This is a genomic window from Streptomyces sp. NPDC001514 (genome assembly GCF_053597075.1).
Genome location: NZ_JBSFHO010000034.1, coordinates 78,181 through 96,989 on the forward strand (window position 1 = coordinate 78,181; position 18,809 = coordinate 96,989).

Consider the following 18,809-nt stretch of genomic DNA (forward strand, 5'->3'; position numbering starts at 1 on the left):
CGGCGCGCGTACGACAGCCGCGGCGTGGGCCCTGGGCCTCGGCGGCGCCGGGCAGTCCCTCGGCCGCACTCTCTACGCAGGCGTCGCCCGCCGCACCGACGTCACCGCCCGAGCAGCGGGGCTCATCGCGGCAGGCGGTGCCGCCACCGCGGCGCTCGCCGTGGTGCCCCGGCCGTTTCCGCTACTCGTCCTCATCGCCGTCTCGGCCCTCCCGGCGGTCCCCGCCACGATCGCCGCCGCCCTCGCTGTACCGCTGGGCGGCCACCCGCAGCTCTTCCTCCTGCCGGCCGCGCTGTCCGCGTCGGCTGCCCTGCTCGCGCTCGGCACTCGCATCGTGCCGCGATGAGGTGAGCACCTGCTGCGCCGGTCCCTGGTCGATGAGCTCGCCGGTGTCCAGTACGACGATCCGGGAGGCATCCGCCGCGGTGTCGAGGTCGTGGGTGATCAGGACCAGGGCCAGATCCTGACGGTCGCGCAGGAGGTCGGCGAGCAGGTCGAGAAGGCTGCGCCGGGAGACCGTGTCAAGACCGGAGGTGATCTCGTCGCAGATCAGCACGCGTGGCCGGGCGAGCAGTGCCCGGGCGAGTGCGGCCCGCTGGAGTTCGCCGCCGGACAGCCGACCGGGTCTGCGCCGTACCTGCTCCTCGCCGAGGCCGAGGTCGTTCAGGGTGCTCAGGGCTTCGTGCCGAGCCTCCGCCGGGTCCGTCCCGCGCAGCCGCACCGCCGTGCGTGCCACCTGGTCCAGTACCGGTCGGTGGTCGTCGAAGGCGGCCTTCGCGTCCTGGAAGACGTACTGGACCGCTGACAGTTGTTCACGGGTCCGGGCGCGCAGGCTGCGCGGGAGCGGGGTGCCGCCCAGCAGGACATCGCCCCTGTAGTTCCGGTGGAGTCCGGCCAGGCAGCGGGCGAGGGTGGTCTTGCCGCTGCCGGAGCGGCCGATGACGGCCAGGCACTCGCCCGTACGGACGATGAGTTCAGGGACGCGCAGCACTGTCGTGTCGTGGTGACGCGCGGCGAGGTCACGTACCTGAAGTACCGCGTCCCCTTTACGCGCCGACGGGTTGTCACCCACCCTTCTGCCCGCTGCGAGGAGTTGGACGGTCCACGGATGCCGGGGGGTGAGCCACACCCGCTCCGCAGGACCCGACTCCACCACTCGGCCGCCATGCATGACCAGCACCTCGTCGGCGAGGGCACGGACGACGTCCAGATCGTGGCTGAGCAGGACCACGGCGATGCCCTGCCGGGCGAGGGCCGCGAGTTGGTCGACGATGCGCCGTTTCGTCACCACGTCCTGCCCGGTGGTCGGTTCGTCCGCGACGATCACCCTGGCGCCGAGCAGTAATGCCTGGGCGAGGACGACTCGCTGCTGCTGGCCGCCCGAGAGCTGATGCGGATAGCGGCCGAGCAGGTTCTCTCCGTCGGGCAGCTGGGCCGACGAAAGGGCCTGCCGGATGCGGTCCGTGGCCGCGGCCCGGCGCTCGGTGCGCGGCAGGTGCCGCACCTGGTTCCGGGCGATGTCCCGCAGCAGGGCGCCTGCCCGGCGGGCGGGGTTGAGGACGGCGCCCGGGTGCTGGGGTACGTATCCGACGAGGCCGCCGGTCGCGCGTACGTCGCCGGTCGCGCGTACGTCGCCGGTCGCGCGTACGTCGCCCGTCATCCGTACGTCGCCCGTCACGCGTACGTCGCCGGTCACCCGCGCATCCGCCGGGAATTCGCCGAGCAGTGCGAGGCCCGTGGTCGTCTTGCCGCTTCCGGACGCGCCCACCAGTGCGGTGACCCTGCCGGGCAGGACCGTGAGGTTCACTCCGTCGACGATCGCCCGGCCCCCGATCTCGACGCGCAGGTCCTTGATCTCCGCAACCGCGGTCACGTCCGTTTCCTCTTTTCGAGTGCGGCGTCGAAGAGCAGGTTGCCGCCCATGGTCAGGGCGACGATGAGCAGAGCGGGCACGACGACGGCCCACGGCTGCACGATCAGCCCCGTGCGGTTGCGGTCCACCATCACCGCCCAGTCGGAGGCGTCCGGGGCGACGCCGACGCCGAGGAACGCCGCCGTGGACACGAGGTACAGCACGCCCGTCAGCCGTACGCCCGCGTCGGCGGTGAGCGTGCGGGCGACCGACCTGACGACGTACCCGATGGCCATGCGCCACCACGTCTCGCCCTGCATGCGCAGCGCCTCGACCGCCGGTCGGGAGGCCGCCTCCGCCGCTGCGGCGCGCACGATCCGCGCGGCGTCGGGGATGTTGACGAGCGCGACGAGCAGTGCGAGCCCCACCGCCCCGGGCGACATGACGGAGGCCACCAGCAGGATCAGCAGCAGCGACGGCACGGCGAGCAGCACATCCAGGGGCCGCATCAGCAGCTCTTCGAGCCACGTCCGGTGGGTGAGCGCGCCGATGAGCCCGGCCGGCAGCGCCACCACATAGGTCAGGGCCGTCGCGGCGAGCGCGACGAGAACCACCGACCGGCCACCGAGCAGCACCTGTCGCCATACGTCCCGGCCGACGAAGTCCGTGCCGAGCCAGTGCCCGCCGCCCAGGGTGAAGGAGGCGGAGCGCTGCCCGGGATCACCGGCGAACAGCGGCCCCAGGAGGGCGAGGGCGAGCGGTGCGCCGACGACGACCACACCGAGCGTGAGACGCGGTCTCATGCCGCCACCCCCGCCCGGGGCGCGAAGCGGTGGGTGACCAGGTCGGCGCCGAGGTTGAGGACGACGGCGGTGAGCCCGAAGACCACTGCGAGGCCCTGCACCACGGGGACGTCCCGTTCCGCGACGGCGTTCATCAGTACGGTGCCGAGCCCGGGGATCACGAAGAGGGCCTCCACGACGATCACCCCGCACAGCAGCCAGTCGACCGTGCGGGCGAGCTGCTGGGCGGCGGGCGCGATCGCATTGGGCAGCGCGTGCGCGTAACGGATGCGCGCGCCGGAGATTCCGTAGCGGCGGGCTTGGGTGACGTACGGCGAGGCCAGCGCGTCGATCATGCCGGCCCGTACAAGGCGGGCCAATGAGCACACAGGACGGGACAGCAGGACGAGGACGGGGAGCACCAGTGCCGCGGGGTGTGCGAGCAGGTCCGTGCCGTATCCGACGGCCGTCGGAGGCAGCCAGCCGAGCCGCAGGGCGAAGACCGTGACCAGCAGAACGCCGAAGGCGAACTCCGGGACCGCGTACACGCCGAGGGTCACCGAGCTGACGAGCCGGTCCGCGAGCCGCCCGACGCGCCGGGCGGCCAGGACGCCGAGGCCGACTCCGGCCGGTACCAGCAGCGCGACGGTCAGGGTCGCGAGCAGCAGGGTCGGTCCGAAGCCGGCCCCGATGTACGAGCCGACGGGCCGCCCGGAGACCAGGGATGTGCCGAAGTCGCCGCGGAACAGCCCGCAAGCCCAGTCGGCGAGACGTTCGTGCGCCGGCCGGTCCAGGTGCATCGCCTCGCGGATGGCCGCGATCCGCTCGGGGTCGGGCTGATCCCCGGCGAGCGCCACGGCGGCGTCACCCGGCAGCGCCTCGGTGAGGGCGAAGACGAGCAGCACGACGGCTGCCGTCTGCGCCACGCCGAGCAGCAGCCGCCGGGCGACCCAGGACCGTAGTCCGGTCACGCGAGCCAGACCTTGTCGAAGCGGGCCCAGTCGAGGCTGTTGGCGGGTGCCTTCTGTTCGACGCCACGCACGTTACGGGCGGTGCCGAGGATCCAGTCGGCGAAGCCCCAGATCAGGAAGCCGCCCTCGGCGTGCAGCCGGCGCTGCATGCGCTCGTAGACGGCGGCGCGGGCCTTCTTGTCCTTGGTGGACTGTGCTTGCTGGTAGAGGGCGTCGAAGTCCTTGTGCCGCCAGTGGGTCGCGTTGGTGGTCGAACCCGTGAGGAGGCGCTGGGAGATGTGGGATTCGATGGGCATGGCGCCGGAGCGGTAGGAGGCGAAGGTCCCGGAGTCGAGGATGTCCTTCCAGTAGCTGTCCTTGCTCCCGGTCCTGATCTCGATGGTCACTCCTGCCTCGGCCGCCTGGTCGCGGAAGATCGCCGCGGCTTCGGTGAACCCGGCGGCGACCGGGGAGGTGTCGAGGGTGACCTTCAGCTTCTCGGCGCCGGCCTGCTTCAGCAGCGTGCGGGCGCGGTCGAGGTCCTGTTCGCGCTGCGGCAGGCTGTCGGCGTAGTACTCGTAGCCCCTGCCGAACAGATCGTTGCCGATCTCACCCGCGCCGGACAGTGCGCCGTCGACCAGTTCCCTGCGGTCGGCGATCAGGAAGAACGCCTCACGGACCCGCTTGTCGTCGAAGGGCGGCCGGTCGGTCTTCATCACGAAGCCCTGCATGGCGCTGTTGCGCAGCCGGACGATCTGGATCCGGCCCTGGTTCTCGTGGGCGCGTGCGGTGGCAGGGGCCAGCTCGTGGGCGTACTCGACCTGTCTGCCGAGAAGGGCGTTGATGCGCGCGGACTCCTCGTTGGCGACGATGAACTCCAGCTCGTCGAGGTAGGGGGCGCCGTCCCAGTAGGCGTCGTTGCGCTTGAACACGGCGGACTTGCCGGGGGCGAAGGAGACGAAGCGGAACGGCCCGCTGCCGATCGGCTTCCTGTCGAACTCCTCGGCGCCGTCGGGGACGATGTACGCGCCCAACGTGGCCAGCACGTTGGGGAATTCGGCGGTCGGGCGCTTGAGGACGAATTCGACGGTCAGCTCGTCCAGGGCACGGCTGGCCTTGAGGTCGATGGGCTCCAGCGACGCCTTGGCGCGGTACGCCTTCCCGGGGTCGGTGATACGGCGGTAGCTGTAGAGGACGTCCTGGGCGGTCACCGGCTTGCCGTTGTGGAAGGAGGCCTTGCGGAGCGTGATCTTCCAGCGGTCCAGGCCGGCGTTCGGCACCCAGCCGGCGGCGAGCCTGGGCCGGGCGGAGAGATCGGGTCCGTAGTCGGCGAGCTTGTCGAAGAGGGCCTTGGCGCGGGCCGCGTCGGCGAAGAGGTTGGCCAGGTGCGGGTCGAGGGTCTCGCTCGCGCCGCCGCCTGCGAAGGCGGCGCGCAGGCGCCCGCCGTGCCTGGGCTTGCCGTCGCCCTTGGCGGAGTCGGCTGCCGGGGTTCCGGAGCCGGCGCAGCCGGCGAGGGCGAGCGCACCGAGGCCGGCCGCACCTCCGGCGGCGGAGAGGAAGCCCCGGCGGTGCAGGCCGGGGAAGCGGGAGTCGTTGACGGGGACGTCGTTCATGAGGGTGTCCTTGTTGTGCGAGCGGTTGTCGGCGTGGGGGATGGCAGGGGTGGGTCGGAGTGCCGCAGACGGGCGACGAGATGCAGTCGGTCGGCGTCGGCTGTGGCGGCGGGCGGGTCCCCCTCCCGCCAGGGCGGCTCCGTGCGCGGACCCGGCCGTTCGTACAGGCCGAGTACGTCGAAGCCGTGGGCGGCGAGGACATGCCGCAGCTCCTGGGGGAACAGCAGCCGCCATGCGGAGTACTGCTCGACGGGCGGCGCCCCGCCGTCGGCGGTCCACACCCGGGTGCGGCGCAGCAGTTGCGCGGTCCGGTCCAGGCGCAGGGTGGTGGTGGAGCGGTAGGTGATGCCCTGCCAGGTGACGTCGTGGACGGTGGCGGTGTCGAGCAGATCGGTACGGCCGAGGTAGTAGGCCCCGTTGCGCATCTCCGCGACGAGCAGCCCGCCGGGCGCCAGCGTCCGGCGGCAGGAGGCCAGGAAGCCGTCGAGCTCCTCGTTGGTGTGGCAGTAGAGCAGGGCGCTGTCCAGGCACACCACGGCATCGAAGGAACGCTCGTCGAGGTCGAAGCGGCGCAGGTCGGCGCGTACGTACTCCGGACCGGGGTGGTGCGCACGGGCGTGCTCCAGCATCGCCTCGGACAGGTCGGCGCCCACGACCGTACGGCCGGCCCCGTGCAGGTACGCGGCGTCCCGGCCGGTGCCGCAGCCGAGGTCCAGGACCCGGGGACCGGCCCCGTGCCGGCGCAGGCAGTCCTCGGCCCAGCGGCCGGCCAACCGCCTCTCGTCGGGGAAGCGTGCCTCGTACAGGGCCGGGTTGTCGGTCAGCAGGTTTGCGTTGCTCATCACTGTCTCCTCACGCCCGTACGGGTACGGGCGCCACGGGGGCGGGAAGGACCCGGAGGCGGTGCAGCCACGCCACGCCCGCGGCCGAGGCGAGCCCGAAGACCAGGCAGCACGCCCAGGGCAGCCAGGAAGCCCGGGTGTGTTCACCGGTGTCCATGGCCCAGCCGACGATCGCGTTGCCCACAGCCGCCGCGATGCCCGAGACCACGTAGAACAGCCCGAAGTAGGTGCCGGTGAGCTCCGGGCGGCCGAAGCGGGGGATCAGCTCCATCACGAACGGCTGGGCGATCATGACGCCCAGGTGGAGCAGCAGCGCACCGGTCAGAACGGGGAGCGAGCGGACGACCACGCCGGCGAGGCCGGCGTCCGCCGCCACGGCATCGGCCACCACCATCGGCGGGACGAAGGCCAGCCCCATCAGAGCGAGACCGGCGCCGATCCACCGCGCCCGGCTGCCCCGCTTCTTCAGCGCCTGCGTGATGCGCAGCTGCAGCCAGAGGTTCGTGAGGGTGCCGACGAGGAAGACGATGCCCGCCGCGCCGTCCCAGCCGGTGGCCCGGCGCGCGCCCTCGGGCAGCAGCAGATACAGCTGGTTCTCCATGGTGAACATGCCGACCATGGCCAGGGCGAACCCCACGAAGCGGCGGTTGCCCACCACCTCTCGCCAGTCCGCGAGGACACTGTTCGCGGAAGGTGCGACCGCGCGGGTCGGAAGCACCATGGCCTGGGCGATCGTGAGCACCGCGAAGAGCCCGGACGCGGTGAGTGCGGCAGCACGGAAGTCGACGAGCAGCAGGGCGCTGCCGAGCAGCGGCCCCACCAGCGCGCCGGTGGTCGCGAAGACGTTGAACAGGGCGAATGCCTCGGCCTTGCGCTCTCCCGCCTCCAGGGCGAGATACGCCCGCACGGCCGGATTGAACAACGCCCCGGCCAGTCCGCTGAGCACGGAGGCGGCCAGCAGGACCGTCAGCCCGTCGCCGAGTGCGAAGAGCCCGAAGCCGACGGTGCGCAGCGCGCATCCGGCGATGATGACGCCGCGCGCTCCCAGCCGGTCCGACGCCGTTCCGCCGATGAGGAACAGGCCCTGCTGGCTGAGGTTGCGCACGCCGAGCACGATGCCGACGACAGCGGCCGACAGCCCCAGGTCCTTGCCCAGATGTACGGCGAGATAGGGGACGAGCAGGTAGAAGCCGGTGTTGACGCCGAGCTGGTTGACCAGGAGGAGCCGTATCGCGAGGGGGAAGCCGCGTATCTCGTGCCACGTCTTCACGCGCGGTCCTCCTCGGTGCGCGGGCGCACGCCGAGACCAGGGCGCGCGCTCGTCCGTACCGTGCCGTCGGTGCCACCGATGCCGGTCCAGGGGTCGTGGGCGAGCAGCAGATGCCCGTCGAGGTCGGTCCACCGGGCGCGGTCGGCCAGATGCACGGCGGGTGCGATGCCGAGCGTGCTGGCGGTCAGACAGCCGAGCATCAGCTCGGTGCCGGTGCCGGCGATCAGTTCGGCGATCCGCAGGGCCGCGGTGACGCCGCCGCACTTGGCGAGCTTGACGTTGATGCCCTGCACACGGCCGGCGAGGCGGCGGGCGTCCTCCTCGCCCACCGCGTCCTCGTCGGCGATGACCGGCAGCGGCGAGCGTTCGGCGAGTTTCGCCAGCGCCTCGGGGTCACCGGGTGCGAGGGGCTGCTCGACGGCCTCGATTCCCAGCTCCGCGAGGCGGGGCAGCAGCCGCTCCGTCGTGGCGACGGTCCAGGCCCCGTTGGGGTCGAGGAGCAGCCGTGCGTGGGGGGCCGCGGCACGCACGGCCCGTACGCGTGCCAGGTCGTCCTCGGGGTCGGGGGAGCCGCCCTTGATCTTGAGCATCGTGAAGCCGTCGCGTACCAGCCGGCCGGCGTGGGCCCCGGCCTGCCCCGGCGAGGTGATGCCGATCGTGCGGGCGGTCGCCGCGGAGGGCGCGGCGGATGTGCCGAGGAGCCGGTGGACCGGGAGATCCGCGCGCTTGCCGGCCAGGTCGAACAGGGCCGACTCGATCGCCGCGGTCACGGCGGGGGGAGTGCCGTTCGCCGGCAACGCGCCGGTGCGCAGGGCGTCAAGGGCGGTCTCCGGATCGCCGAACCTGGCCAGGTCCAGGGCCGCCTCGTCCAGCAGCCGCGCGATGGTTGTGGCGTCGAGGCCGTAGTACACGCTTGCGACGACTTCGCCGTGGCCGCGCCGGCCCTGGTGCTCGATGGACAGCCAGACGGCGTCGCGGGCCGTCATCGTCGAGCGGGATATGCGCAGGGGCTCGGAGAGTTCGAGCCGTACGGTGCGCCGGCTGATCTTCACCGGACCTCTTCCTGGTCGTGCTGCTGGTCGTTCCGCCGGGCGGTCTGATCGTCGGCGGGGCCCGCGTGGTCCCCTGCCTCTGTGGCCGGGGTGTGCTGCCGCAAGGGGTCGGCCACCGCCCGGCACCGGGCCCAGCCGGAGGCCTCCACGGCCCTCGGGTGCGGAATCTCGACCGGCCGGGTGGCGGCGGTGGCCGGTTCGAGGCCATGGGTGGCGACGAAGTCGTCGTCGTAGACGCTGCCGAGATAGCGGTGCGGTCCGTCGGGGAAGACCGCTGCGACGACGGCTCCCGAGTGGATCCGGGCGGCCCAGGCCGCGACGAGAGCGACCGCTCCGGTGCTCCAGCCACCGCTGACGAAGTTGCCCCGGGCCAGCCTGCGGCAGGCGTCGACGGCCTCGGCCGGGCCGACCCAGTGGACCTCGTCGAACGCCTCGTAGGCGACGTTGCGCGGATGGATGCTGCTGCCCAGGCCGCGCATCAGCCGGGGCCTCGCGGGCTGGCCGAAGATGGTCGAGCCGGTGGCGTCGACGCCGATCAGCCGCAGACCGGGCCAGTGCCGCCGCAGGGGGCCGACGACACCGGCGCTGTGGCCGCCCGTGCCGACGCTGCACACCAGCACGTCGAGATGGTCGAGCTGTACGGCCAGTTCGGCGGCGAGTGACGCGTAACCGGCGACGTTGTCGGGGTTGTTGTACTGATCGGGCCAATAGGCGTCCGGCAGCGATGCCAGCAGTTCGCGCAACCGGGTCAGCCGGGCGGCCTGCCATCCGCCCTCGGCCGCCGGGCGGTCGACCAGCTCCAGCCGGGCGCCGTACGCGCGCAGCAGCTGCCGCATCGGGGGCTCCAGTTCGGCGTCACCGACGAGCACGATCGGATGCCCCAGGGCCTGACCGGCGAAGGCCAGCCCGATGCCGAGTGTGCCGGACGTGGACTCCACCACGGGGGCCCCGGGCCGCAGTTCACCGCGTTCCCTGGCTCCGAGGAGCATCGACACGGCGGCACGCGCCTTCATGCCGCCGACGCCGAGCCCTTCGAGCTTGCCCCAGAAGCCGGGCTGCGGGCAGGGCAGATCGACGGTGATCCGGGCGAGCGGGGTCCGGCCGAGCAGGGCGAGAAGTTCCCGGTTGCCCGCGGGGCTGAGAACGGCCGTGGTCACAGGGCGGCCCCGCGCTCATGGCCGCCGTAGCAGTGGACGGTCCCCGGACCGCCGTCGAGCCAGAAGAAGGGGTACGGCTCGGCGCTCACCGCGCTGACCCCGGCCCCGATGAGACGGGGCAGCACCGCGCTGCCGGTCTGGGCGAACATCACCAGCGGCTTGCCGTGCCGCAACGCGTGCCGCCGCAGCGGCTCGAAGCTTCCGTTGCCGAGTGTCATGCCGGAGGCGAGGACGGCGTCGCAGCCGTCCAGTTCCGTCGGCGCGTCGGTCCGTACCGGCTCGCCCCACTCCGTCATGCCGCCTTTGAGGTCGCACGGTACGTACGCCAGACCACGGGCGCGCAGCGCCTCCAGCAGGGAGTTCACGACGCCCACGACGAGCACCGTGCAGCCCGGGGCGGCATCGAGCAGATCCACGACGGCCCTTGCCCTCGCCCGGGACTTCTCCAGCGAACTGCCGGCGGGCAGCGGACGGGGTACTGCGCCGCTCGCCGGCCCATGGGGGAGGACATGCATCAGGTAGGCGTCCAGCGCGGCCACCCGTACCGGCAGCAGTTCGTGCTCCAGCAGCCGGGCGACGTCCGCTCCGACGCAGTCGTCGACGGCACCGTCGGGCAGCCCGCCGGGCTCGACCGCGCACGAGCCCACGGCTTCGGCCAGACGCAGGCTCAGCACCTCGTTCCGGTAGCCGCCGCTGCGTCCGTCATGGCGTACGGCCTGGCGCGTGGTGAACGCCACGGCGATCCGCTGGGTCTTCGGATCCGGGCCGAGGAGGCCGCCGCGCACGCGGTCGACGAGTTCGTCGTACGAGGACGCCGTGGTGTCCGTACCGGTGAGGGCGGTCATCGGCGCACCACCCGCGGACAGAGCGCCGAGAGCAGGCCTTCGACCCGGCCGCGGGCCCCGAGGCCCTCGGCGTCACCGGCCATGACATGGCCCAGGTACTCGTTGTTGCTGCCTGCGGCCCTGACCACCGTGCCGGGCTCGGAAAGCTGGAGCTCCAGCAGACCTGCCGCCCTGCGTACCTCGTCGGCACCGCCTATGGACTCGAGTACTCCTCCGGTGTCCGGCACCAGGAACCCGATGGCCGCGCTGCGCAGACCGGTGGCCCGTCGGCGCAGGTCGGGTTTGCGGCCGAGGGCCACGTCGACGCAGGCAGCGGCGAGGTCGATCCCCGTGACGTGCCGGACGAGTTCGGTGATGCGATTGCCGGCGGGGCGGGGGTTGACCTCCACCACACGTGGTCCGTCGGCGGTCAGTTTGATCTCGGTGTGGGCCACGACCCCGTCCAGGCCGAGGGCCTTCAGTGCCCGAAGTGCCGTGTCCGCGGCCGCCTCGGCGTCCGCGGCCGCGAGCACTGCGGGGAACATATGGCCGGTCTCGATGAAGGCCGGTGCCCCGCCGACGCTCTTGTCGGTCACCCCGACCACGTGCGCCGTCCCGGCGAACGACACGGTTTCGACGCTGACTTCCGGCCCTGGGAGAAGTTCTTCGAGCAGGACGCCAGGGGCACGGCGCTGCCCCCGCGCATTGACGGGGAAGTTCGCCGCCGCCCGGTAGGCGCGGACCAGTTCCGACTCGTCGTCGACGCGTCGTACGAACATCCCGGCGCACAGGTCCAGGGGCTTGAGCACGAGCGGATAGCCGATCTCCCGCGCCGCTTCGACGGCCTCGGCCCGGTCCCCGCAGACGGCGAAGCGCGGCCCCGGTACTCCTGCGTCGGCCAGGACACGGCGGGTCGCGTCCTTGCGGCAGGCGTTCTCGACCGACAGGGAATCGGGCCCCGGCAGCCCCAGACGGCCGGCGATCCGCGCGGCCGTCGGGAGGTAGTAGTCGCAGGAGGTGATCACCCCGTCGAAGCCCAGGGCGCTGTGAACGCGCTCGACGAAGGGCAGCAGTGCCTCGACGTCGTTGGTGTCGCTGGTGAGCACGTTGTGCGCCGAGAGCAGCGGGTGCGCGGTGCCCTCAGGAGCGGAACGCAGGTAGTGGTGCAGATCTCGGGTGAGGAAGGTGAACTCGTGCCCGCCCTCGCGGATCGCACGTGGGAGCAGTCTGCTCATCGATCCGACCCAGCTCTCGACCATCAGCAGACGGGCCACGGCTTCCCCTTCTCACGGCGCGCGTTGGATTCCTGACACGTCGTCGGCACTCGCCCGGTGGGCTGTCCGCCTCGACGCGCACCACACGTTATCGACAATCGTTTTCATTGTCATCTGACGGTGCATCGCTTCTCCGTGCGCGAGGCCCGTGCCTCCCGAGGTGCGCCGGGGGCGTATTGGAAATGGGATCCATTTTCATATAGCCTCGTCGTTGCACCGCCCAGAGAGGACCGAGGAACCATGGCCGTACCCAAGCGGAAGATGTCCCGCAGCAACACCCGTCACCGCCGCGCCCAGTGGAAGGCCACCACGCCGCAGCTGGTGCCGGTCACCGTCGACGGCACCTCCCATCTGGTGCCGCAGCGGCTGGCCAAGGCCTACGAGCGCGGTCTGCTGCGCCCTGAAGGCTGACGGGCATGAGCGACCGACTGCCCGTCACGGTCCTGTCCGGCTCCCTCGGGGCGGGCAAGACCACTCTGCTCAACCATGTCCTGAGCAACCGCGAGGGCCTGCGCGTCGCGGTCACGTCAACGACATGAGCGAGATCAACATCGACGCCGCGCTCGTGCGCGGCGGCGAGGCCGCCCTGTCGCGGACCGAGGAACGGCTGGTCGCGCGTGGCGGTCGGCTCGTCCGTGAGCAGCAGGCCGGCTCCGCGGCGACGCTGCCGATCGCCCGCGCCAGGTACATCCGCTGCAGCTGACCGCCGGAGAGGGTGTGCAGGGGACGCCCGGTCAGCGAGCGCACGCCCCAGCCGCTCCGCCGCCTCCGTCGCTTCGCGTGGTGCCGTGCTGCTGACCGGCAGCTCACCGCCGAGCAGCGGGAAGCGTCCGGCGGCCGGCTTCTGCGGTATCCAGGCGCAGACCCGGCGCCGCCAGGCCCAGTCGGCCGCCGAGCGGGTGCCGCGCCCCCCGACCTCGACGGAGCCTGACACCTGCCGGTGCAGGCCGAGGACCGCCCGCAGCAGTGTGGACTTGCCGGAACCGTTCGTACCGGTCAGCGCCACACGCTCGCCGGCGGCGATCCGCAGATCGACCCCGGCGACGGCCGCCACCCGGCCGTGACGGCAGGCGACCTGCCGCATGTGTACGTCCAGCCCGCCCATGTCCCGCCTTTCCGTGCTCGGGTCAGCGCGGTGCGGCCGGTCTTCCGGCAGCTCCGGCGCGCTGCGCTTCATGAGTCGGAACAGCTCGGCGAGTGGTTCCCGGCTTGTCGGTCTTTCGACGGACGGACCCGCTGGACAGGCCGTGTGTTCAAGTGCTGAACGGACAACTGCGCACAGCCCCCCGGGAGTTGGTCTACTCGCGGGTTTGGTGTGAAGTCTTGACGTCACTGGTCCAGGCCAGTTGACTCACGCCCCGTGTAGCCAAGCCGGCGTCGTCCTCGGAGGAAGCCTCATGCACCAGGCAAGACCCCGGTTCAGGAGAACCGCCATGCTCGTGTCCGCATGTGTCCTCACCGGACTGCTCCCGCTCGCCGCCGCGGCCACGGCCGCGGCGGACGAGCCGCCCCCCGTCCCGGTCGACCGCTTCGAGGGCGAGGTGCCCTTCGCCGATCCGCCCGCCGACGGCATCTTCACCTGGGGCAGCGACGCCGACGACCGTCCGCAACTGGCCTTCGAGGAGCGTTCCGACGCCCCCGAGGGCGCCAAGGTCCTCAAGGGCTCGTACAACATCAGCGGCTGGGGCGGATTCACCCACGACTTCGCCTTCGACAAGCCCGCCCACGACTGGACCGCCCACAAGGGCATCCGCTTCTGGTGGTACGGCCAGAACACCGCGCCCCTGCCGCCCGGCTCCGGCAAGCGCATCAACTTCGAGCTCAAGGACGGGGGTGCCAACGGTGAGGCGTCCGAGCTCTGGACCACGTCCTTCACCGACGACTGGGAGGGCTGGCACCTCGTGGAGATCCCCTTCTCCCAGTTCGAGTACCGCACCGACTACCAGCCCGTCGGCGGCATCGACCAGGTGCTCGGCCTGAACGAGATCTGGGGCTACGCCCTCACCCTCCCGGTCGGGCAGCAGGGCGAGTTCGCCGTCGACGGTGTGGAGCTGTACGGCAAGGCCGACCCGGTGCTCACGGCCAAGGTCGTCACCGACGCCGCCGTTCACCCGGTACAGGAGGGCGGCTCGGCCGATGTCCGGATCGGAGTCGCGACCACGGGCTCCGCTCCCCTCGAGGAGCCGGTGACCGTCGAGTACGCCACCGACGGTGGCACCGCGACCGCAGGCGAGGACTACCGAGCGGTGACCGGTACGGTCACCTTCCCCGCGGGTACGCCCTCCGGGACCTCCCGCACCGTCACCGTCCCCACCCTGAAGGACGGCTCGGCCGAGGCCGCGGAGACGGTCCCGCTGAAGCTGACGGTCTCCGGGGCCAAGGCACCCGCCGAGAACCCGCAGGTCGTGATCGACGCGCACGGTCTGCCGTACCTGAACGCGCGGCTCCCCGTGAAGAAGCGGGTCGCCGACCTCCTCTCCCGTATGACCCTGGCCGAGAAGGCCGGTCAGATGACCCAGGCCGAGCGCAACGCGCTCAAGGCACAGGGCGACATCGCGGCCTACGACCTCGGCTCGCTGCTCTCCGGCGGCGGTTCGGTTCCGACGCCCAACGCCCCCGAGGCCTGGGCGAAGATGATCGACGCGTACCAGCTGCGCGCGCAGGCCACCCGCTTCCAGATCCCGCTGATCTACGGGGTGGACGCCGTCCACGGCCACAACAACGTTGTCGGCGCCACGATCATGCCCCACAACATCGGCATCGGAGCAGGCCGCGACCCCCGCCTCGCCGAGCGGACGGGCGCCGTCACGGCCGCGGAAGTGCGCGCCACCGGCATCCCCTGGGACTTCGCGCCCTGCCTGTGCGTGACCCGCGACGAGCGTTGGGGCCGGTCGTACGAGGCCTACGGCGAGGACCCGGCGCTGGTCACCGCCATGGAGACCGTCATCCGCGGAATGCAGGGCGCCGCGAACGGCAAGGACCTGAAGCGGAACGACAAGGTCCTGGCCACGGCCAAGCACTACGCCGGGGACGGTGGCACCGAGTTCGGCTCGTCCACCACCGGCTCGTACACGATCGACCAGGGCATAACCAAGGTCACGCGCGCGGAGCTGGAGGCCGTCCATCTCGCCCCGTTCGCCGATGCGGTCAAGCGCGGGGTGGGCACCGTCATGCCCTCGTACTCCTCCGTCGACATCGTCGGCGACGACGCGGGCCCGGTGAAGATGCACGCCAACGCCGAGCTGATCAACGGTGTCCTGAAGGACCGGATGGGCTTCAAGGGCTTCGTCATCAGCGACTGGCAGGCCATCGACCAGATCCCGGGCGACTACGCGAGCGATGTGCGCACGTCGGTCAACGCCGGCCTCGACATGATCATGGTGCCGACGGCGTACCAGGACTTCCACCGCACGCTCGTCGCGGAGGTCGAGGCGGGCCGTATCCCGGAGTCCCGGGTGAACGACGCGGTGTCCCGCATCCTGGAGCAGAAGTTCGCGCTCGGTCTCTTCGAGACGCCCTACGCCGACACATCGGGAATGGCGAAGATCGGCTCGGCGGAGCACCGGGCGGTGGCCAGGGAGGCGGCGGCCAAGTCCCAGGTACTGCTGAAGAACGCCGGCGGCGTGCTTCCGCTGAGGCCCTCACAGAAGGTGTACGTGGCCGGGTCCAACGCCGACGACCTGGGCAACCAGGCCGGCGGCTGGACGATCACCTGGCAGGGCTCTTCGGGGACGACCACCGACGGCACGACGATCCTGGCCGCGATGAAGAAGGCCGCGCCCGACACCGTCACGTTCTCGAAGGACGCCTCGGCACCCCTCGACGGCCATGACGTGGGCGTCGTCGTGGTCGGCGAAACCCCGTACGCGGAGGGCATCGGCGATGTCGGCAACGGCCACGACCTGGAACTGTCGGCCGCCGACAAGGCCGCCGTCGACAAGGTGTGCGCAGCCATGAAGTGCGTCGTCCTCGTGGTCTCCGGCCGCCCGCAGCTCATCGGCGACCGCCTCGGCACCATCGACGCCCTGGTCGCCTCCTGGCTGCCGGGCACCGAGGGCGACGGTGTGGCGGACGTGCTGTACGGAAAGCGCGCCTTCACCGGCCAACTCCCGGTCACCTGGCCCAGGTCCCAGGCCCAGCTCCCGATCAACGTCGGGGACACGGCGTACGACCCGCAGTTCCCGTACGGCTGGGGACTCACGACGCTCGCCCCGGCCCCGGCCGGCGGTGAGCGCACCCTCAAGGCCCTGGCGGCCGCCGCCGAGCTCGTCGAGAGGGCGGGCGGGGGCGCAGGGTCGGATGCGGGCCGCGTCATCGCGACCAAGGCGCGCGAGATCGCCCAGCACCGGATCGGCCAGAACATCACCCCCGCGGTGGCCAAGCCGTTCGCGGAGGCCGACCACTTGCTGCTGACGGGCGACCTGACGGGTGCGGTGGCCAGGCTCACCGCGGCCTACCGGGCGGCCGCGGCAGCTGGCTGACGCCGCCTCAGGAGGCCCGGGGCGAAGGGCCCGACTCGCCGGAGTCGGGCCCTTCGTCGTGGCCGCGCTCAGCAACTCCCGTGTATTGGCCGACCTTTCATCGCTCTGACACTTGCCCGCGCACGGTGCGTACACGAGGGTCTAGAGGTTGAGGTGGGCATGCCAGCCGGACGGACCGTGTGTCCCACGCCGCGGTCGATCAGGAGGACGCAGTGAAGAGAAGCTCGCGCATACGCAAGGCCTCGCTTGTCGTCGGCAGCGCCGTCGCGCTGGTCATCGCCTTTCCGGGCAGCGCTTTCGCCGCCCCTCCGCCGGGCTTGCCCGCCAACGCCGACGGTCTGGAGCAGACGTTCCAACCGGCCTACGACTACGACACGGACGGCTGCTATTCCACTCCCGCCATCGGCCCCGACGGGACCATCAACCCCGGTCTCAACCCGACCGGGGCCCTCAACGGCCAGTGCCGCGACTCATGGGACCTCGGCAACACCAACGGATACGCACGCTACAAGTGCAACAACGGCTGGTGCGCGATCATCTACGGCCTCTATTTCGAGAAGGACCAGGCCGTGCCCGGCATCAGCCTCGGTGGACACCGCCACGACTGGGAGCACGTCGTGGTGTGGGTGCAGAACAACCAGGCCCAGTACGTCTCCACGTCCGCGCACGGCGATTTCAACATCTACGGCCGTGCCCAGATCCGGTGGGACGGGACGCACCCCAAGATCGTGTACCACAAGGACGGCTTGAGCACCCACTGCTTCCGCCCCGCGAACTCCAACGACGAGCCGCCGGAGAACCACCTCCACGCTTGGCAGTTCCCCACGCTGGTCGGCTGGAACGGTTACCCCGCGGGTCTCCGCGACAAGCTGAGCCAGACCGACTTCGGCAGTGCCCACTTCGGCCTCAAGGACGGCAACTTCAACTCCCACCTCGCGGAGGCCAAGCCGGCCGGCATTCCCTTCGACCCCAACGCCTGACGAGAAGGGCCGGGTCGGCGCACCGGGCTGTGCCTTCCCCTCCTGATAACGTGCCGTGGGACCGCCGATCATCGGCCACGGGGGAAGAATGACCAGCGCACGCACGGCACTTGTCCTGATCGATCTGCAGCAGTGGATCGTCGACATGCCGTGGGAGCCGGTCGCGGGAGACATCGTGGCCGGCGCCTGCAGGAAATTGCGCGATCACTACGCGAACGCCGGCTCCTCCGACGTGATCCTCGTCCGGTACGTACGGGCCGACGGCGCCGACGGTGGTGTCGGCGCCGCTCCCAACCGGCTGGTCCCCGGCCTCGAACCCCGCGCAGGGGACCATCTGGTGACCAAGAACGGGCTGGACGCCTTCGAGGGCACCGGCCTCGACGACCACCTGCGCGGAACCGGCGTCACCAAGCTGGTCCTGGCCGGCCTTTCCACCGCGCACGGGGTCGCCGCGACCGCCGCGACGGCGAAGGCGCTCGGCTACCAGGTGGCTGTCGCCGCCGATGCGACCGCGAGCCGCAGCCAGGACGAGCACCGTGCGGCACTGGAGCAGCTCGCCGCGCTCGGCGTGCGGATCGGTCGCGTCGAGGAGCTCCTGCCCGAACCGGTCACCGGCAGCTGACCGATCCGCAGCGGCGTGCTGTGCGGCGCGACGCTCTCGGGTCCGCTCAGTCGGCGGCGGCCAGGAACTGGGTCGTGGCGAGTTCGGCGTACAGCGGATCCGAGCCGACCAGCTCGGAGTGCGTGCCGATGGCCTGGACCGTGCCGCCGTCCATGACGACGATCCGGTCGGCCAGCGTCACCGTGGACAGCCGGTGCGCGACCACGAGCACCGTCGTGGTGCGGGCGACCTCGGCGACGGTGTCCCGCAGGGCGGCCTCGTTGACGGCGTCGAGCTGCGACGTGGCTTCGTCGAGGAGGAGCAGTCGCGGACGGCGCAGCAGGGCGCGGGCGATGGCGACACGCTGGCGCTCGCCCCCGGAGAGTTTCGTGCCGCGGTGGCCGACCAGGGTGTCGAGGCCCTTGGGCAGCCGGGCGACGAGGCCGTCGAGACGGGTGGTACGCAGGACCTCCCGCAGATCGTCGTCGGCGGCATCCGGCGCGCCGAGCAGCAGGTTGTCGCGGAGCGACCCCGACAGCACGGGCGCGTCCTGCTCGACGTAACCGATCGCGGCCCGCAGGTGCGGGATCCTCCAGGACATCAGGTCCCGGTCGTCGAGGAGGATCGTGCCGGACGTCGGCTCGTAGAACCGCTCGATGAGGGAGAAGACCGTGGTCTTGCCCGCCCCCGACGGGCCGACGAAGGCGGTCATTCCGCGGGGCGGAACGGTGAAACTCACCCCGTGGTGCACCGGGGGCAGATCCGGTGCGTAACGGAAGTGCACGTCCCGGAAGGCCAGTCGAGCAGGCTCGGCCCCGGACGCCGGCAGTGCCGCAGGGGCGCTCACCGGTTCGGTCGGCAGCCGTTGGGCCTCCTGGATGCGGCCCACCGCCGCGGCGCCGACCTGGTATTCGGTGAGGGCACCGACGAGTTGCTGGATCGGCGGCATCAGATAGAAGACGTACATCAGGAAGGCGATCAGCGTGCCCACGTCGATCGCCCCGGAAGCCACCCGTGAGCCGCCGACGGCGAGGACCGTGAGGAACGCGATCTGCGAGGCCAGGCCCGCCGTGTTCCCGGCCAACGCCGCCCATTTGGCCGCGCGCACGCTGGACCGCCAGGACTCGGCGG

Annotated in this window: 15 protein-coding genes and 2 pseudogenes; 5 read left to right on the forward strand and 12 right to left on the reverse strand. The window is 71.6% G+C overall.

Annotated elements, in window-relative coordinates; all coding sequences use genetic code 11:
• Window positions 1-181 precede the first annotated feature (181 nt).
• Genes ACWCXB_RS29290 through ACWCXB_RS29335 form a run of 10 tightly spaced genes read right to left on the reverse strand, consistent with a single transcriptional unit; the run spans window position 182 to window position 11,616 of the window.
• On the reverse strand, window positions 182-1,873 hold the full coding sequence (locus ACWCXB_RS29290) for an ABC transporter ATP-binding protein (protein ID WP_450726758.1): 1,692 nt from the start codon (window positions 1,871-1,873) through the stop codon (window positions 182-184).
• A complete protein-coding gene (locus ACWCXB_RS29295; RefSeq protein ID WP_450726759.1) occupies window positions 1,870-2,655 on the reverse strand; it encodes an ABC transporter permease in 786 nt (261 codons plus the stop codon). The genes ACWCXB_RS29290 and ACWCXB_RS29295 overlap by 4 nt, the downstream gene beginning before the upstream one ends.
• Window positions 2,652-3,605, reverse strand: a complete 954-nt coding sequence (locus ACWCXB_RS29300) for an ABC transporter permease (protein WP_450726760.1) — start codon at window positions 3,603-3,605, stop codon at window positions 2,652-2,654. Before ACWCXB_RS29300 ends, ACWCXB_RS29295 begins: the two co-directional genes overlap by 4 nt.
• The gene (locus tag ACWCXB_RS29305) at window positions 3,602-5,197 is read right to left on the reverse strand and encodes an ABC transporter substrate-binding protein (protein WP_450726761.1); all 1,596 of its coding nucleotides are present in this window, start codon (window positions 5,195-5,197) and stop codon (window positions 3,602-3,604) included. Before ACWCXB_RS29305 ends, ACWCXB_RS29300 begins: the two co-directional genes overlap by 4 nt.
• Entirely contained in the window at window positions 5,194-6,039 is an 846-nt protein-coding gene (locus ACWCXB_RS29310; protein ID WP_450726762.1) for a class I SAM-dependent DNA methyltransferase, read from the reverse strand. Before ACWCXB_RS29310 ends, ACWCXB_RS29305 begins: the two co-directional genes overlap by 4 nt.
• A 10-nt stretch (window positions 6,040-6,049) precedes the next feature.
• Window positions 6,050-7,309 (reverse strand): MFS transporter, encoded by a 1,260-nt coding sequence (locus ACWCXB_RS29315; protein WP_450726763.1) that lies wholly within the window; start codon window positions 7,307-7,309, stop codon window positions 6,050-6,052.
• Complete coding sequence (locus tag ACWCXB_RS29320) at window positions 7,306-8,361, reverse strand: mandelate racemase/muconate lactonizing enzyme family protein (RefSeq protein ID WP_450726764.1); 1,056 nt, start codon at window positions 8,359-8,361, stop codon at window positions 7,306-7,308. The genes ACWCXB_RS29315 and ACWCXB_RS29320 overlap by 4 nt, the downstream gene beginning before the upstream one ends.
• Complete coding sequence (locus ACWCXB_RS29325; RefSeq protein WP_450726765.1) at window positions 8,358-9,518, reverse strand: PLP-dependent cysteine synthase family protein; 1,161 nt, start codon at window positions 9,516-9,518, stop codon at window positions 8,358-8,360. The genes ACWCXB_RS29320 and ACWCXB_RS29325 overlap by 4 nt, the downstream gene beginning before the upstream one ends.
• A complete protein-coding gene (locus ACWCXB_RS29330) occupies window positions 9,515-10,363 on the reverse strand; it encodes a Rossmann-like domain-containing protein (protein WP_450726766.1) in 849 nt (282 codons plus the stop codon). Before ACWCXB_RS29330 ends, ACWCXB_RS29325 begins: the two co-directional genes overlap by 4 nt.
• Window positions 10,360-11,616: an ATP-grasp domain-containing protein gene (locus ACWCXB_RS29335; RefSeq protein ID WP_450726767.1), complete on the reverse strand. Its 1,257-nt coding sequence runs from the start codon at window positions 11,614-11,616 to the stop codon at window positions 10,360-10,362. Before ACWCXB_RS29335 ends, ACWCXB_RS29330 begins: the two co-directional genes overlap by 4 nt.
• A gap of 240 nt (window positions 11,617-11,856) precedes the next feature.
• Here ACWCXB_RS29335 and rpmF point away from each other — a divergent pair, with 240 nt between their 5' ends.
• The gene (gene rpmF / locus ACWCXB_RS29340; protein WP_450726768.1) at window positions 11,857-12,027 is read left to right on the forward strand and encodes a 50S ribosomal protein L32; all 171 of its coding nucleotides are present in this window, start codon (window positions 11,857-11,859) and stop codon (window positions 12,025-12,027) included.
• A 5-nt stretch (window positions 12,028-12,032) separates the two neighbouring features.
• Window positions 12,033-12,229, forward strand: a pseudogene (locus ACWCXB_RS29345) (GTP-binding protein); the annotation flags it as partial.
• Here ACWCXB_RS29345 and ACWCXB_RS29350 read toward each other — a convergent pair.
• Window positions 12,227-12,721: pseudogene (locus ACWCXB_RS29350) on the reverse strand (ATP-binding cassette domain-containing protein); the annotation flags it as partial. The pseudogenes ACWCXB_RS29345 and ACWCXB_RS29350 overlap by 3 nt on opposite strands.
• Window positions 12,722-13,013: 292 nt before the next feature.
• Between ACWCXB_RS29350 and ACWCXB_RS29355 the strand changes: the two are divergent.
• The 3 genes from ACWCXB_RS29355 (at window position 13,014) to ACWCXB_RS29365 (ending at window position 17,699) form a co-directional block, all read left to right on the forward strand.
• Window positions 13,014-16,097 (forward strand): glycoside hydrolase family 3 protein, encoded by a 3,084-nt coding sequence (locus ACWCXB_RS29355; protein ID WP_450726769.1) that lies wholly within the window; start codon window positions 13,014-13,016, stop codon window positions 16,095-16,097.
• A gap of 212 nt (window positions 16,098-16,309) precedes the next feature.
• Complete coding sequence (locus ACWCXB_RS29360; RefSeq protein WP_450726770.1) at window positions 16,310-17,077, forward strand: NPP1 family protein; 768 nt, start codon at window positions 16,310-16,312, stop codon at window positions 17,075-17,077.
• An 88-nt stretch (window positions 17,078-17,165) separates the two neighbouring features.
• The gene (locus ACWCXB_RS29365; RefSeq protein WP_450726771.1) at window positions 17,166-17,699 is read left to right on the forward strand and encodes a cysteine hydrolase family protein; all 534 of its coding nucleotides are present in this window, start codon (window positions 17,166-17,168) and stop codon (window positions 17,697-17,699) included.
• A gap of 46 nt (window positions 17,700-17,745) precedes the next feature.
• On the opposite strand, the gene ACWCXB_RS29370 is transcribed toward ACWCXB_RS29365, so the two are convergent.
• Window positions 17,746-18,809, reverse strand: a 1,064-nt coding sequence (locus tag ACWCXB_RS29370) for an ABC transporter ATP-binding protein (protein ID WP_450726772.1), incomplete at its 5' end; no start/stop codon positions are given.

What these genes read in the sequence shown, in the direction of transcription:
- ACWCXB_RS29295 (WP_450726759.1), bottom strand. Translation starts at nt 2,655, where the DNA reads ATGAGACCGCGTCTCACGCTCGGTGTGGTCGTCGTCGGCGCACCGCTC.
- ACWCXB_RS29305 (WP_450726761.1), bottom strand. Translation starts at nt 5,197, where the DNA reads ATGAACGACGTCCCCGTCAACGACTCCCGCTTCCCCGGCCTGCACCGC.
- ACWCXB_RS29310 (WP_450726762.1), bottom strand. Translation starts at nt 6,039, where the DNA reads ATGAGCAACGCAAACCTGCTGACCGACAACCCGGCCCTGTACGAGGCA.
- ACWCXB_RS29330 (WP_450726766.1), bottom strand. Translation starts at nt 10,363, where the DNA reads ATGACCGCCCTCACCGGTACGGACACCACGGCGTCCTCGTACGACGAA.
- rpmF (WP_450726768.1), top strand. Translation starts at nt 11,857, where the DNA reads ATGGCCGTACCCAAGCGGAAGATGTCCCGCAGCAACACCCGTCACCGC.
- ACWCXB_RS29355 (WP_450726769.1), top strand. Translation starts at nt 13,014, where the DNA reads ATGCACCAGGCAAGACCCCGGTTCAGGAGAACCGCCATGCTCGTGTCC.
- ACWCXB_RS29365 (WP_450726771.1), top strand. Translation starts at nt 17,166, where the DNA reads ATGACCAGCGCACGCACGGCACTTGTCCTGATCGATCTGCAGCAGTGG.